The organism is Melioribacter sp., assembly GCF_049325435.1.
GTDB lineage: Bacteria > Bacteroidota > Ignavibacteria > Ignavibacteriales > Melioribacteraceae > Melioribacter > Melioribacter roseus.
The window spans coordinates 1-14,590 of the sequence record NZ_JBMOLD010000015.1; the positions used below are offsets into that span (position 1 = coordinate 1).

The 14,590-nt window shown below is 42.5% G+C and carries 15 protein-coding genes; 6 read left to right on the forward strand and 9 right to left on the reverse strand.

Annotated features, from left to right (window positions below; genetic code table 11):
• On the forward strand, positions 1–233 hold a 233-nt coding region (locus ACOYVE_RS11965), incomplete at its 5' end, for a PfkB family carbohydrate kinase (protein WP_422882164.1).
• Between the two features lie 511 nt (positions 234–744).
• Positions 745–1,092, forward strand: coding sequence for a GIY-YIG nuclease family protein (locus ACOYVE_RS11970; protein WP_014856042.1), 348 nt, complete (start codon positions 745–747; stop codon positions 1,090–1,092).
• 43 nt (positions 1,093–1,135) lie between these two features.
• Here ACOYVE_RS11970 and pckA read toward each other — a convergent pair whose 3' ends face one another.
• From pckA to ACOYVE_RS11985, 3 genes are all read right to left on the reverse strand, one after another.
• Positions 1,136–2,803: a phosphoenolpyruvate carboxykinase (ATP) gene (gene pckA / locus ACOYVE_RS11975; protein WP_014856043.1), complete on the reverse strand. Its 1,668-nt coding sequence runs from the start codon at positions 2,801–2,803 to the stop codon at positions 1,136–1,138.
• On the reverse strand, positions 2,800–4,017 hold the full coding sequence (locus ACOYVE_RS11980) for a pyridoxal phosphate-dependent aminotransferase (RefSeq protein ID WP_422882166.1): 1,218 nt from the start codon (positions 4,015–4,017) through the stop codon (positions 2,800–2,802). Before ACOYVE_RS11980 ends, pckA begins: the two co-directional genes overlap by 4 nt.
• A 277-nt stretch (positions 4,018–4,294) precedes the next feature.
• Complete coding sequence (locus ACOYVE_RS11985; protein WP_014856045.1) at positions 4,295–4,924, reverse strand: lipoprotein; 630 nt, start codon at positions 4,922–4,924, stop codon at positions 4,295–4,297.
• Between the two features lie 125 nt (positions 4,925–5,049).
• Here ACOYVE_RS11985 and ACOYVE_RS11990 point away from each other — a divergent pair, with 125 nt between their 5' ends.
• The 4 genes from ACOYVE_RS11990 to ACOYVE_RS12005 all read left to right on the forward strand — a co-directional run bounded on the left by ACOYVE_RS11990 (position 5,050) and on the right by ACOYVE_RS12005 (position 9,120).
• Positions 5,050–5,595, forward strand: coding sequence for a nitroreductase family protein (locus tag ACOYVE_RS11990; RefSeq protein ID WP_014856046.1), 546 nt, complete (start codon positions 5,050–5,052; stop codon positions 5,593–5,595).
• A gap of 89 nt (positions 5,596–5,684) precedes the next feature.
• Positions 5,685–6,662, forward strand: a complete 978-nt coding sequence (locus ACOYVE_RS11995; RefSeq protein ID WP_014856047.1) for a sugar nucleotidyltransferase — start codon at positions 5,685–5,687, stop codon at positions 6,660–6,662.
• 22 nt (positions 6,663–6,684) lie between these two features.
• A complete protein-coding gene (gene metK / locus ACOYVE_RS12000) occupies positions 6,685–7,830 on the forward strand; it encodes a methionine adenosyltransferase (RefSeq protein WP_041355975.1) in 1,146 nt (381 codons plus the stop codon).
• A 12-nt stretch (positions 7,831–7,842) separates the two neighbouring features.
• A complete protein-coding gene (locus ACOYVE_RS12005; RefSeq protein ID WP_014856049.1) occupies positions 7,843–9,120 on the forward strand; it encodes an adenosylhomocysteinase in 1,278 nt (425 codons plus the stop codon).
• Positions 9,121–9,203: 83 nt separating this feature from the next.
• Here ACOYVE_RS12005 and ACOYVE_RS12010 read toward each other — a convergent pair whose 3' ends face one another.
• The 6 genes from ACOYVE_RS12010 to pyk all read right to left on the reverse strand — a co-directional run bounded on the left by ACOYVE_RS12010 (position 9,204) and on the right by pyk (position 14,524).
• Complete coding sequence (locus ACOYVE_RS12010) at positions 9,204–9,635, reverse strand: response regulator (protein ID WP_014856050.1); 432 nt, start codon at positions 9,633–9,635, stop codon at positions 9,204–9,206.
• Positions 9,607–10,863, reverse strand: a complete 1,257-nt coding sequence (locus tag ACOYVE_RS12015; protein WP_422882170.1) for an ATP-binding protein — start codon at positions 10,861–10,863, stop codon at positions 9,607–9,609. Before ACOYVE_RS12015 ends, ACOYVE_RS12010 begins: the two co-directional genes overlap by 29 nt.
• Complete coding sequence (locus ACOYVE_RS12020) at positions 10,805–11,383, reverse strand: hypothetical protein (RefSeq protein ID WP_422882172.1); 579 nt, start codon at positions 11,381–11,383, stop codon at positions 10,805–10,807. The genes ACOYVE_RS12015 and ACOYVE_RS12020 overlap by 59 nt, the downstream gene beginning before the upstream one ends.
• Before the next feature lie 12 nt (positions 11,384–11,395).
• Entirely contained in the window at positions 11,396–11,902 is a 507-nt protein-coding gene (locus ACOYVE_RS12025) for a hypothetical protein (RefSeq protein ID WP_422882174.1), read from the reverse strand.
• Between the two features lie 84 nt (positions 11,903–11,986).
• Complete coding sequence (gene amrS, locus ACOYVE_RS12030) at positions 11,987–13,027, reverse strand: AmmeMemoRadiSam system radical SAM enzyme (RefSeq protein ID WP_422882175.1); 1,041 nt, start codon at positions 13,025–13,027, stop codon at positions 11,987–11,989.
• Positions 13,028–13,099: 72 nt separating this feature from the next.
• Positions 13,100–14,524, reverse strand: coding sequence for a pyruvate kinase (gene pyk / locus ACOYVE_RS12035; RefSeq protein ID WP_422882177.1), 1,425 nt, complete (start codon positions 14,522–14,524; stop codon positions 13,100–13,102).
• Positions 14,525–14,590: the final 66 nt, after the last annotated feature.

Genomic DNA, 14,590 nt, shown 5'->3' on the forward strand with positions numbered 1-14,590 from the left:
ACCGCTCGAGAAGATACGACATCGATATTGTCGACCGTGTGGGCGGCGGAGATTCGTTTGCAAGCGGTTTGATTTACGGTCTGCTTACAAAAGAAAACTCAAAGGAGGCTCTTGAATTTGCAGTCGCTGCCTCTTGTTTGAAACATACGATTCCGGGCGATTTTAATCTTGTAAGCGTCGACGAAGTGGAAAAATTAATTAAGAGCGGCGGCTCGGGCAGAGTGGAAAGATAATTCTATCAAATGAATACCAACAGATAGATCTATTATATATTGTGCTAGGAAGTATACATATAGCTCCGATTAATATCGGAGCTTGTACTAATTAAGTGAATTTTCATTGTTGCAGAAGCGATTATCTTATTCAGTGTTGTATAAATCAGACTAATGACTACATTAGGTTAATTGATATGAGTAAATTGGTTTTATTTTCGGAAACAACAAGATAGAAATTTATGACCTCTTGAATGTCGGATAAGATATCCAAAGCTGAAGTAGTTCTGCTAAAAAAATGCCCTAAAAATGCGCTACCACCTTATTAAAACAACTCAAAAACGCACTTTGGGGGCTTCGGATTTCCCTGCTACCCAGGAGGTCGTCCCGCCGGGGCAGGAAGTCTCGTCGGCCCAAAAAAGTCATTCATTGTTTTACTCGGAAAGGGAAAGGCTAATTCCCAGATAATTCTTAATTTTACCTGCCGCAATAAAATTTTTCATTTACAAACTTATACTACGGAGCAAAACTTATGGACAAATCCGCTTTGAAAAAAGCTTACAAGGAATCTAAAAAGCCGATGGGCGTTTATTCGATCAAAAATAATTATAATCATAAATTATACCTCGGCGCGTCGGTCGATCCGGAAGCCAGAATTAACCGGCATAAAGCGGAATTGAGATTCGGCAGCCATAGGAATGCAGAGCTTCAAAATGCCTGGAAAAACGGCGGCGAATCCGCTCTGGAATTCGAAATTCTCGATCTACTCGAACAGAAAGAAGAAGTGGAAAATAATATTGAAGAAGAATTGCGGCTTCTTACGGAGATGTGGATTCAAAAATTGAAAGACGGCGATTATGAGATAATTCTTATTAATTAAGTATGAAAAAGAGACTGCTTAATTTGAGCAGTCTCTTTTTAATTCATCCTTCCAAACCAGTCCTGTTTAACCTTCTCGGCCCGGCTTCAATTACTTCCTTCGAACAGAATTTTTCGTATAATTTAAAATTATCGATGAATCTTGCTGCAAGTGCGTCGTACTTTTTCCAGAATTCTTCTTTATTGCCCCATGAACTTTCGGGATTTAATATTTCCGAAGGCACTCCGGGACAGCTTGTGGGCACTTCGAACCCGAAGAGTTTATCCTTGCGGTAATTAACATTGTCGAGTATGCCGTCGAGAGCCGCATTCAGCAAGTTGCGGGTGTGACGAATCGAAATTCGTTTGCCGACGCCAAATCTGCCTCCGACCCAGCCGGTATTGATTAGCCACACTTTTGCGTTGTGTTTCAGCATTCTTTGCTTGAGCATTTGAGCGTATTCAAACGGATGCCGTACCATAAACGGAGCCCCGAAACACGCGCTGAACGTCAATTCGGGCTCGATTCCGAGTCCGATTTCAGTGCCGGCAATTTTCGAAGTGTAGCCGCTAATAAAATGATATTGCGCCTGTTCCGGAGAAAGTCTCGCTATGGGAGGCAGAACTCCCGTTGCGTCGCAAGTAAGAAATATGATATTCTTCGGATGGGCATGAACGTACCCTTCGGGTATTACATTTGGAATGAATTCTATCGGATACGAAGCGCGGGTGTTTTCCGTAATCGAATCGTCGTCGAGATCTATTGCTCTCGAGACAGGATCGAAAACTACGTTTTCAAGTATTGTGCCGTACCGGTGAGTTGTCGAATAAATCTCCGGTTCGTTTTCAGCAGAGAGTCGTATTACTTTTGCATAGCAGCCGCCTTCGAAATTGAACACGCCTTTTGAACTCCAGCCGTGTTCGTCGTCGCCAATCAATTTCCTGTTGGGGTCGGCGGACAGTGTGGTCTTGCCGGTTCCGCTCAATCCGAAAAACAACGCCGCGTCGTTTTCTTTGCCTACGTTTGCCGAACAATGCATCGGCAGAACATCCCGGAAAGTTAACAGGTAATTGAGCACCGTAAAGACCGATTTTTTAATTTCGCCCGCGTAGAGAGTGTTTGCGATAATCGCCATCTTGGCGCCGAAATTCAATATTATTCCCGTCTCCGATCTCGTTCCGTCGATTACGGGATTTAGTTTGAATCCGGGCACGGCTATAATTGTAAATTCCGGTACGAATTTTTTCAATTCGTCTTTATTATCGATTGTAATAAACATATTTCTTGCAAACAAACTATGCCATGCCTTCTCGGTTATTATTCTTACGGGCATTCGATATTCGGGATCCGCGCCGGCATATACATCCTGAACGAACAACTCTTCGCCCTGAGCCCATGCCTGCAGACGTCCAAACAGTTCGTTGAATTTAGCCTGACTGTATGGCCTGTTATAGATTCCCCACCAGATATTATTTCCCGTTGATTCTTCCTGAACAATATATTTATCCGCTGCGGCTCGCGCTGTGTGTTTTCCCGTATTTACGAGCAGCGGACCGCCTTTGATTATTTTGCCTTCGTTACGGAAGATTGCTTCTTCATAGAGAGCTTCTTCCGGCAAATTCCAGTATACTCTGTCGAGATACGTCAGTCCCTGATGTTTTAATCTGAAATCCGACGCTAATTCCATCGCTTCTTTCGAAGCGGGGGTATTGAATTCGAGGTATTTGCTCATAACCAGTCCCTCACTAATTTTCTGTCGCCGATATAAAGTTCGTTAGGAGCGTTCGGATCGATTGCCCATTTTATTCTTTCGACTCCTTCCTGAATTTCTTTCATCGAACCCGCAAAACTAAGACGAATAAATCCTTCCATTCCGAATTCAACTCCGGGCACGGTCAACACCATAACTTTGTCGACCAATAACTGAGAGAGTTTATGAGAGCTTTTTTCGTATGCGCTGAAATCGACAAAACAGTAAAATGTTCCATCGGGCACAAAAACTTTTGCGCCTTCCATTGAGCGCAGCAAGTCGACCATTACGTTGCGATTGTTTTCCAGAGTCGCTCTGAGATTTTCCACACTCGATTGAATTCCGTTCAGAGCTCCCACTGCGGCGCGCTGCAAAACAACAGATGGCCCTCCCGATTGGTGGCTCTGTATATTCGTCATTGCTTCGATAAGTTTTTTGTTTGCCACAGCCCAGCCTATCCGAAAACCCGTCATTGCATATTGTTTCGACACTCCGTTGATAATTATCATTTTCGAGTTTTCGTCTTTCTTTTTTGCATACATCCAGGGATTAATCGGTTTCCTGCCGTCGAAAATCAAACGATGATAAATATCGTCCATTATTAAATAGAGGTCGCGTCGCTCGCAAAAATCGACAATGTCGGCAATAAATTCTTCCGAGTAAACGGCTCCGGAAGGATTATTTGGACTGTTGATTATAATTGCTTTCGTATAACTGCCTACCTTCCTTTCGATATCCTGAATTCTGGGATAAAAAGCGCCGTCTTCGGGCGGAACGGGAACTCCGATGCCGCCGCACAATTTTGCCATTTCGGGATAACTTACCCAATAAGGCGCGGGATATAAAACTTCCTCCTGAGGATTGAGAATTGTTTGAAGCGCTACCATTATTGCCTGTTTTGCTCCGCCCGAAACAATTATGTTCTCGGGTTCGACTTTCCGGTCGTAGAATTCCTCGGTATAACGGATAATTGCCTTCTTCAAGTCGGGTATCCCGTCCGGAGGAGTATAACGAACCTCGCCGCTGTTGAGAATTTGAACTGCGGCTAGTATCGAATCGAGAGGCGCGCGGCTGCGCGGTTCGCCCACGCTGAAGTTGATTACCGGTTCCCCTTTCTGGCGCAGTATTTGCGCTTTTTCGTTTAAAGCTAATGTGGGGGACGCCGATATGCTTTTGGCTATTAGACTCAGACTCATATTAGTACCTTAATGATTGGTTTGATTGGATGGGATTTATATGAAATGAAAAAATATATTTGCGACTGCGCATTTAACACGCTCGTATTTTTAGAATTTTTGATTCTAATTTTTATGCGAAATTCTGTTTTGCAGATTCCGCAGACAATAAAGGGGATGTTTTGCATCCCCCGTCTTTTAATGCCAATTGTGCTTTTTTACACTGAGGAAAAATAATAAATAAAGCGAGAATGGCAAAGAATAACCGGAACGTGATTTTGCTTTTACGACAAACGGTTTATCGGATGAATTTAATCTCCCTGATTATGCCTTTGAACCAAGATTTTTTGTTTTGTCTTACTCCTATTGAAATCGTACCGTTGTCGCCGATCGGCTCGAAATCGATTTTCCCTCTCATCCCCTCTCGACCGTTAACAGAATGCTTCATAATACCTTTCGTGTAAGACAGCGCCGCTTTGTACCATTTGCCCGCTTCGTGCCAAATTGAAGTATCGATTAGCGTGCATTTCGAATCCCCGTTTTTAATAAAGGTGTCGAGCGTCCATCTGTTTTTCTTCAAACGGAGTTCGATTAAAATCCTTCTTGAATCGTCGCTGTTTTTGATATGGATAAAACGTTGTTCGTAATTAGAAATGTCCGACGACGAATCCGGCCGGAAAAAAACTTCGATCGTAAAACTGTCCGCATTGCCGAGCGGATTGGCGTTGACCAAGATTCCGTCGTCGACTCCGTCGAAAATGAGAGCCTCTCCGTATTCAGTGTTTATTACGGAAGGGCGATCTGTAAGATACGAAGTTTTGAAATTCCCGACAGTATCCGGATTATTAAGTTTCCAGACCAGAGTGTCCTGAGCAGGAATGAGCGTATAGCCCAAGAATAAAATTAGCAGGCAATAGTTTTTGTTCATTTTAATAAATAGCTAAGTTTAATGAACGCAAGATACTTTTTTTATTAAAAAAGCGCAGAGGCTTTCTTTGTTATGGAACTATTTCTACGTAATATGGATTTATACACTAAAAAAAGGGAATAAAGTTGAACATTGAATGCAGAACAAAAGTATCGGAATTGTTAGCCGAAAGATACAGTCCATACGATTTTTCCGGCGAAGAGGTCCCATCGGAAGATATAAAAGCGCTGCTCGAAGCTGCGCGCCTGGCTCCTTCGTCATACAATGAACAACCGTGGAAATTTTATGTCGGTTTCAAAGGCGATAACATATACAATTCCTTGCTCGACTCGCTTTTCGACAGCAATAAAACGTGGGCGGCAAAAGCTCCCGTTATGATTGGAGTTACGGGCAGAAGGAATCTTTCCCTCAACGGCAAGAAGAATAATTATACTGAATACGATGTCGGCCAGGCGGTCGCATTTTTAACGTTGGAAGCGATGGAACGCGATATCTACTTACATCAAATGGGAGGATTCGACAGGAATAAATTTGCTGAAAGTTTTAATCTCAATGAAGACGAAAAACCCGTCGTAGTTATTGCGCTCGGTTATAAAGACGAAAATAATCCGCGAAGAAAAGGCAGAAAAGAATTAAAAGAAATAGTCGCGACTGAAAGAAACATTTTTTGATTGCAATCATGTCAGCGCTAAATGCAAATAATATAGTTGATAAACGCTGCCTTATTAATTAAATTGACGCTTAAAAAAAAGGATGTTAATTGAGAGCTGTAATTCCGGCAGCGGGTTTCGGAACACGATTAAAACCTCACACGCATTCGCTTCCCAAAGTCATGCTCAATGTGGGCGGAAAGCCTATCATCGGGCATATCGTCGACAAACTGATTCAGGAAGGCATAAATAAAGCCACGTTTATTATCGGCTATATGGGCGAAAAAATAGTCGATTATATCAACGGCGAATATCCTCTGATCGACGCCAGATTTGTAGAACAGGAAGAATTGCTCGGACTCGGACACGCAATTTATGTAGCGCTGAAAGATCAGGGAGACGAAGATATTTTCATTATTCTGGGCGATACGATTTTCGATTTCGATTTGAAAAAAGGATTCGAGAAAAACACAACCGCGCTTGGAGTAAAGCAGGTCGAAGATCCTTCGCGTTTTGGCGTGGCGGTTTGTCAAAACGATACGATCGTTAAACTCATAGAAAAACCTCAAACGCCGATTTCGAAACTGGCTCTCGTCGGATTATACTATATTAAAAACACTCCTCTTCTGAAAAAATGTCTCGCCGAGTTAATCGATAAAAACATCCGCACACGCGGAGAATATCAATTGACTGACGCATTGCAATTGATGATCGACAAAGGCGAGGTTATTAAGACGTTCGATGTAGAAGGCTGGTATGACTGCGGCAAACCCGAAACACTTCTCGAGACCAATCGGTTTCTGCTGTCGAAAAACGGGACGCATAAAAAATTTGACAATGCGGTTGTCATCGAGCCGGTTTATATCGACGATAAAGCTGAAGTGATAAATTCCGTGATTGGTCCGTATGCCACTATTTCCAAAGGCTGTAAAATTACCGACTCGATAATCAGAAATTCGATTATCGGCGAAGGCGCCGTGATCGACAAAAGTATGCTCGAAAACTCAATAATTGGCAGCAATGCAGCGGTTAAAGGAAATTTCAAAAAATTGAATACCGGCGATTCATCCGAAATTGAATATTATTAATAAAAATAAAACAGAGGTATAAATGTCATACTTGTTCACATCCGAATCCGTCTCCGAAGGGCATCCGGATAAAGTGTGCGATGCAATATCGGACGGAGTATTAGACGCAGTAATGAAAAACGACCCGAACGGAAGGGTAGCGTGCGAAACTTTTGTTACGACCGGACTGGTAGTCGTCGGGGGAGAAATTACTACCGACGCATACATCGATATCGAAGACATTGTAAGAACGACAATAAGAAATATCGGTTATACAAAAGCCGAATATAAATTCGACGCGGAATCGTGCGGAGTAATCAATGCAATTCATTCGCAATCCCCGGATATCGCAATGGGAGTAAACAAAGGCGGCGCCGGCGACCAGGGAATAATGTTCGGATACGCCTGCGATCAAACTCCGGAGTTTATGCCGATGCCTTTGATGTTTGCTCATAAACTCGTTAAACGCCTTGCGGACGTCAGAAAAAACAGCCCCGATGAAATGCCTTATCTGAGACCCGATTCTAAATCGCAGGTGACTATCGAATTTGAAGACGACGGAACTCCTAAAAGAGTCGACGCGGTTGTGATTTCGACGCAGCACGATCCCGGCGTTAGCCAGAAAAAAATCAAAGCTGACGTAATTGATAATATCGTTAAAAAAGTTATTCCCGCCGAATTGCTCGACAAGAGAACCAAATATTATGTCAATCCTACGGGACGATTTGAAATCGGCGGACCACACGGCGACACCGGTTTGACCGGCAGAAAAATCATCGTGGATACTTACGGCGGATGGGCTCCTCACGGCGGGGGCGCTTTTTCAGGCAAAGACCCGTCGAAAGTAGACAGGAGCGCCACTTACGCCGCTCGACATATTGCAAAAAATGTTGTGGCTGCAGGTCTTGCAAAAGAATGTCTGTTCCAGATTGCATATGCCATCGGCGTTAAAGAACCCGTTTCGGTGTATGTAAATACGAACGGCACGGGCGTTATTCCGGATAAAGAACTGGCAAAACTAATAAAAAAAGAAATCGACCTTACGCCGAACGGCATAATCGAACGATTGAAACTGAGAAGACCGATTTATCAAAAGACAGCCGCTTACGGCCATTTCGGAAGAAACGAAAAAGAATTTACGTGGGAAAAACTCGATCTGGTATCAACACTAAAAAAACTCGTTAAATAAGGAGCAAAATTTATGGATTTCAAAGAAGGAAAGTATAAAGTACGCGATATTAAATTAGCCGCCGAAGGCAGAAAAAAAATCGAATGGGCGGAATCGAGAATGCCGGTGATGATGGAACTCCGAGAAAAGTATTCGAAGACAAAACCATTGAAAGGATTCAAGATTGCCGGGTGTCTTCACGTGACAAAAGAGACGGCAGTGCTCGTCGAAACGTTGAAAGCCGCCGGAGCTAAAGTCAGCTGGAGCGGCTGCAATCCGTTGTCGACACAGGACGAAATTGCCGCAGCGCTGGCAAAAAGCGGCATCGAAATTTATGCCTGGCACGGACAGAACGTTAAGGAATTCTACTGGTCGATTGAACAAACATTAAAAATGAAACCCAATCTTACGCTCGACGACGGCGCCGATTTGATTTTTACCGTTCATAATAAATATCCTGAACTGGCAAAGAATATTGTCGGCGGAACGGAAGAGACAACAACGGGAGTTCACAGACTGCGCGCAATGGCTGCCGCAAAGAAACTGCTCTATCCGGTTATTGCCGTTAACGACGCCGAAACGAAATGGGATTTCGACAATGTTTACGGAACGGGTCAATCTTCTATCGACGGTATATTAAGAGCCACTTCGGTTTTGCTTGCGGGCAAGAATTTCGTTGTCGCCGGATACGGTCATTGCGGACGAGGCGTAGCAATGAGAGCCGCCGGAATGGGCGCCAATGTGATCGTTACGGAAGTTAAACCGACCGCCGCTCTGAAAGCCGCGCTCGAAGGCTTCCGGGTTATGCCGATGGACGAAGCTGCAAAAATCGGAGATATATTTATAACTGCAACCGGAGTTAAGGATGTAATCGTTTCAAAGCATTTCAAGAGTATGAAAGACGGGGCGATTGTCTGCAATACCGGGCATTACGACTGCGAAATCAATATTCCGCATCTCGAAAAACTGAAGAAATCCAAAAGAACCGTGCGACCGAATAACGAAGAATACACGCTCAAAAACGGTAGACGTATCTATTTACTGGCGCAGGGCAGACTCGTAAACCTTGCAGCCGCCGAAGGACATCCTTCCGAAGTGATGGATATGTCGTTTGCAAATCAGTTTATGTCGCAGCTCCGCTTGGCGGAAGTTAAAATGAAAGGCATTAAACTTGAACCGGATGTAATCGATATTCCTGAAGAACAGGATCAGGAAATAGCAATGATCAAACTGAAAACGATGGGTTACAAAATAGACAAATTGACCAGAGAACAGGTTAAATACATCAACGATTACAGCGCCGGTACGTAATATGATTGATGGTTGAAGGTTTGTTAGTTTGATAAAGACTGGGAAATTGTATAAAAGCCCGCTTATTGCGGGCTTTTTATTTATCAGTATGCAAAGCCGTTGATTACGGGAGCGGTGAAATTTTTCCCTTTCTTCTTCAGTAGAGTAAAAAGGTAATAAAGAAGAGTTTTAATGTCCGTCGGTTTTGTAAGATACATATCGCAACCGGCATTGAGAGCGTTAATCCTGTCGCGGTTCATTGCAAATGTGGTATAGCATAAAATCGGTATTTGCGAATAAGCTTCGTTGTTCTTTAATTCCTGAATTAATTGAATACCGTCCTTGTTGCCTTTTAATGCGATGTCCATCAGTATTATGTCGTAATCGTTTTGCGAAAGGAGTTCATAGAGTCCCTCCGCGGAATCGCATGTGTCTGCCGAGAAATATTTTTTTAAATAGAGCGTCAGAAAATGTCTGTTGTCCTGGTCTCCCTCTGCAATTAAAATTCTAGGTTTTTTTACTTCTTGTTCTTCCATAACTGTTACCCTCAAAAATAACGGTGAATATCGAGCCGGTACCCAGCTCGCTCTTCACTTCTATTTTGGCGTTATTAATGTCCAAAAGATTTTTAACTAAAGCCAAACCCAAGCCGGTACCTTCGAAAGGCTTGGAGTATGACATGTTTGCCTGCGAAAACGGAGTGAATAATTTTTCAATATATTCGGGAGGCATTCCTATGCCGTTGTCTTTAACGTCGACATAGAAATAATTGTCGTCTCTGCGCAATATAATATCCACGTTTCCGTTTTCGGAATATTTGATGGCGTTGTCGATAAGGTGAGAAAAGATCTGATTTACGGAATAATGATCCGCCGTAATAAAAGTATCTTCGGTAAGCGGAACTACTTTTAATATAACCCGTTTCTCTTCAGCGTAGGTCGCAAATTCATTCGTCAAAGATTTTATTATCGGCAGCACGTCAATCCGTTCAAAACGCAAATTGAATGTGCCCGTTTGAATTTGCGACATATTCAACAGTAAGTCGAATGTACGGTAGAGTCGTTTGCTGTTGTTGATAATCGAAAGGTAGATTTCTTTCATATCGGGATCGTTGCTGCTTTTTGCTTCTTCGAACAGCATATTGGAAAATCCGATAATTACGTTCAAAGGCGAACGCACTTCGTGAGATATTTGGGAAAGGAAAAACTCTTTTAACTTTTGCGATTCTTCGGCTTTACGCAATGCGTCCTGCAATTCTTTTTCTGACCTTTTTAAGTCGGTAATGTCGCGTCCGTATATCTGGCAAATTTCGAGACTCGAAATGCCGCTTATCTTGAACTGGAAATAATTTTGATTGATCTGAGTCGTATAATTAATCGTAATATCCCGCTTTATCATTTCGTAGATGTCGAGGTCTTTCGTAAACGGGAGGACTTCCGATATTTTCGTGCCGAGAAGAACCTTGAAAGGAAAGACTTTATGAGCGGCGTCGTTTGCCAGAATTATATTGCTTGCTTTATCCACTCGGAATACCGGGTCGGGGGCAAGGCTCGCAAAGAGAGCCATCAATTCCGCCTGACGCAGCTGCATCGTTTTTTCTTCTTTCTCGTGACGCTTCCGCATCGGCAGAATTACGTACCAGAAAAACATGAAAGAAACCACGAGTATTACAGCTATCAGGAGAATGGCGTAAAAATACGGATTCTCAGCGCTGAATAACGACCCGGGCTCTATCTCCTCTAACGATCGAAAAGAAGAGTCCAAAGGAGATCTGGAAGATTGTTGTAATAATAAAGTAAGCGGTTGCATTTGTAAATCCGAAAGCCACGTTTAAGTATTTGAGTATGGTTGTGAATTCGTAAAAAATGACTATTAAAAGAAATATGTCGAGTTCGCTCTTGAACGAGAAACGTATAATAAATTCCTTGAGAAAAAGAAATACAATAAGAAAATGGAGAATCCCAACCGCAAGCTGGGATTGCTCCATTATTAATGCAAGTACAAAAGTAATAGCCGATACGGTTACCGTAACAGGAAAATAGATTTTTTCGTTTGACTTATCTTTCCTGTAAACTGAAAAAAACAACAATAATGATATAAACGGATAATAAAAATGTATATTACTGCTTAATACATAATTTTTCAAAAGCATAGATACCGGATCAGCTAATGCGAGTATCAGGAAAAAATAGAAGTATTTGGTTTTCCACTGACGTACAGGTGGGAAGAGCCAAATTACTATGCTTATATAAAATAATATTTTAAATAACTCTATATTCTTCATTCCAAATTACCTTTAGGGATCTACGCAATAAGGTGGACAATCAGCCGCAAATTCCAATGTGCTAACAGAGTTGCTTAGGGTCAGTATGGCGTTTGACGAGAAGGAGCCGGAAGCGCGTCTGCCGCCTCCCCATTCGGCGCCTCTAATTTCTATCTCGATGACGGAATCGTTTGTGCTGTTGAGGAATTCTTCAACAACTTCCTTGCTAAAGACGTAGCCTTTTTCGCCAGGGTCCAAAGTAACGTTATCGTCGAGCAGCGGTTTCCTTCTGCTGTTGAACAGTAACGGTCTTTTGCCTTTTATTGCAAAAAGGACATATTTATCCACACGAGAAAGAGCGGCTTTGAGAATATCTTTCTTGATTTTTACCGAAAAGACCACGTTACCGAAAAGCTGATTGGCTTCTTCTTTACCGAAGATTTTTCCGAAACGAACATTATTGTCCTGGGCAACGGTTAAAGAAGAGAATAAAATTACCATAAAGGAAATCATCAGTGTAATACTGAGAGTTTTTTTCATACATACCCCCTTTTTAAGGTTTTTCATTGTTACTCACAGATTATTGGAAAAATTCAATTAAAAATATTGATAAAGTTAGTAAATTCATAATAAAAAAAATCTTCCGTCGATTTTTGTCGAGCAATAGTTACACCGCCCTTCCGTAAGTGAAATTTCAAGAATTGAGTGCCAATCCCTTTTAATAACGGCATTTCCGCATTCGGGACAATATGTCGTTTGCCCTTCGATGTTGTGAACGTTGCCAGTATAGCAGTATTTTATTCCCATATTAAGCGCGATGTTACGGGCATGAACGAGTGTCGAAGCTGGCGTCGGAGGTTTGTTCCTCATTTTGAAATCGGGATGAAACGCCGTGAAATGTAACGGCGCTCGGTCGCTCAGATTTTTTAATATCCACTCGCACATTCTTTTAATTTCGTCGCCGGAGTCGTTTTCGCCCGGGATCAAAAGCGTCGTAATTTCGAACCAGACGTCAGTTTCGTTGTGAAGCCATTGAAGCGTATCGAGCACGGGTTGAAGATGCGAGAATGTCAATTTATGATAGAATTCTTCGGTAAAAGCTTTCAGATCCACGTTGGCTGCGTCGATGTATTGAAAGACTTCCTTGCGCGCTTCCTTGTCGATATATCCTGCGGTAACCATTACGGTTTTAATATTCCTTTCGCGGGCAAGTCTCGAAATGTCGATTACGTATTCGCCGAATATTACCGGATCGTTATAGGTAAAAGCAATCGAGGGAACATTATATTTCAAAGCGATATTTACCACGTCTTCGGGAGATGCTTCAACGGAATTTATTGCGTCGAGTTTTGCTTTGCTTATCGACCAGTTCTGGCAAAATTTACAACCGAGATTACATCCTGCCGTACCGAAACTGAGTATTTTGCTGCCTGGCATAAAATGAAACAGGGGTTTCTTTTCGATCGGGTCGATGGCAAATCCGGTCGGATGTCCGTACCCGAGCGTATAAAGTTTACCGTCTATATTCTGACGAATATAGCAAAAGCCGGCTTGATTGTTCCCGATTGTGCAGTAGCGCGGACAGAGCGTGCAGAGGATTTTGCCCTTATCGTTTAACGACCACCATCTGGCGGGTTTGTATTTTATGCCAGCCGTTCTATCCATTTTTTTATCTACTTTACCCCTTCTCTTTTAATTAAGAGAAAAATTCGGCTGGTAATATTTTTTATTAAAAAATTATACGATCGAATAACGGAGCCAACTGCGTCTTCCGTCGGTTAACGGTTGACCTGCGGCAAAAATAACCACATCTCCGTCTTTAATCAAGTTTTTTTCTTTCAGAAGGTTCATCGATTCTCTTATTGCCGAATCCTCGTCCCTGATGTGCGAAAGGTAAAAAGGTTTTATTCCCCAGTGGAGATTCAATGTGTTCAAAGTTTCGAACTTGTCCGAAATAGCAAAAATCGAGGCGTTCGGTCTGAATTTGGAAATGATATTTGCTTTCGATCCGAAATGGGTAAAAATTACAATTGCAGAGGCGTTCAGCTGGTCGGAAATATGAACTATTCCCGCTCCGGTTGCGTCGACCATATTTTCGAAAATGTTTTCGGGTTTTTCGTACTTTGTCTTTTTTCGCATACCGGGGTCGGATTCCGTAGTCAAAAGAATTTCGTTCATAATTCTAACGGCGTCGACCGGATATTTACCCACCGACGTTTCGCCGCTCAGCATAACAACGTCTGTCCCGTCCCAAACAGCATTTGCAATGTCGGAAGCTTCGGCTCTGGTGGGCACGGGATTGTGAATCATCGATTCGAGCATTTGAGTGGCGGTAATGACGAGTTTTCCGGCTTCGTTGCATCTTCTGATTATCTTTTTCTGTATTACCGGAACAAGATGCGGACCGAGTTCGACGCCGAGATCGCCTCTTGCAACCATAATGCCGTCGGATTCTTTCAGAATTTCTTCGAAGTTGTCGACCGCTTCCTGTTTTTCGATTTTAGCAATCAATGGGATTGTATAGCCTCTGTCTTTTAACCATTTGCGCAAACCCCTTATATCTTCGGCGCTGCGAACGAATGAAAGAGCGATAAAATCGACCCGGTACTGTAGAGCGAATTCGAGATTCTCGTAATCCTTTTCCGTTACCGAAGGAGCGCTCAATTTCATTCCCGGTAAGTTCATCCCTTTGCGAGGCTTTAATATTCCGCCTTCGAGGATTGTGCAGACAAGTCTGTTCTTTTTCTTTTCGGTAACTCTGAGTTTTATAAGTCCGTCGTCGATTAAAATCGTCTCGTCTTTTTTTGCATCTTTGATTAAGTCTTTATAACTGGTGGAAATTATCTCTTTTGTGCCGGGAATATCGTCGGTGGTTATTTCGATTATGTCGCCGGTATTAATTTCAATTTCCGGTTCGGTAAGCTCTCCGATTCTGATTTTGGGTCCCTGCAGATCGACTAAAATCGGAATCGGAAGCGATTTTTCCACGCAAATGTCGTGAATTAAATTGAATAGCCGTGTGAAATATTCTTTGTTTCCGTGTGAAAAATTAAGACGAATACCGTCCGTGCCAGCGTCGATTAATGCTTCAAGCCGCTCTCTGGAATCGGAAGCCGGTCCGAGTGTGGCTAATATTTTTGTCTTTGCAAATAACGGGTTCATGCAGTTAAAAGATTATTTTTGATTACGACAAAAATAATACAATTAACGGAAAGAAATTAATACGAA

Bases quoted from the DNA above. Each gene is read 5' to 3' on its own strand.
- metK (WP_041355975.1), top strand. From the start codon at position 6,685: ATGTCATACTTGTTCACATCCGAATCCGTCTCCGAAGGGCATCCGGAT.
- ACOYVE_RS12020 (WP_422882172.1), bottom strand. From the start codon at position 11,383: ATGAAGAATATAGAGTTATTTAAAATATTATTTTATATAAGCATAGTA.
- pckA (WP_014856043.1), bottom strand. From the start codon at position 2,803: ATGAGCAAATACCTCGAATTCAATACCCCCGCTTCGAAAGAAGCGATG.
- ACOYVE_RS11970 (WP_014856042.1), top strand. From the start codon at position 745: ATGGACAAATCCGCTTTGAAAAAAGCTTACAAGGAATCTAAAAAGCCG.
- ACOYVE_RS12010 (WP_014856050.1), bottom strand. From the start codon at position 9,635: ATGGAAGAACAAGAAGTAAAAAAACCTAGAATTTTAATTGCAGAGGGA.
- ACOYVE_RS11985 (WP_014856045.1), bottom strand. From the start codon at position 4,924: ATGAACAAAAACTATTGCCTGCTAATTTTATTCTTGGGCTATACGCTC.
- ACOYVE_RS12025 (WP_422882174.1), bottom strand. From the start codon at position 11,902: ATGAAAAAAACTCTCAGTATTACACTGATGATTTCCTTTATGGTAATT.
- ACOYVE_RS11980 (WP_422882166.1), bottom strand. From the start codon at position 4,017: ATGAGTCTGAGTCTAATAGCCAAAAGCATATCGGCGTCCCCCACATTA.
- ACOYVE_RS12005 (WP_014856049.1), top strand. From the start codon at position 7,843: ATGGATTTCAAAGAAGGAAAGTATAAAGTACGCGATATTAAATTAGCC.
- amrS (WP_422882175.1), bottom strand. From the start codon at position 13,027: ATGGATAGAACGGCTGGCATAAAATACAAACCCGCCAGATGGTGGTCG.
- pyk (WP_422882177.1), bottom strand. From the start codon at position 14,524: ATGAACCCGTTATTTGCAAAGACAAAAATATTAGCCACACTCGGACCG.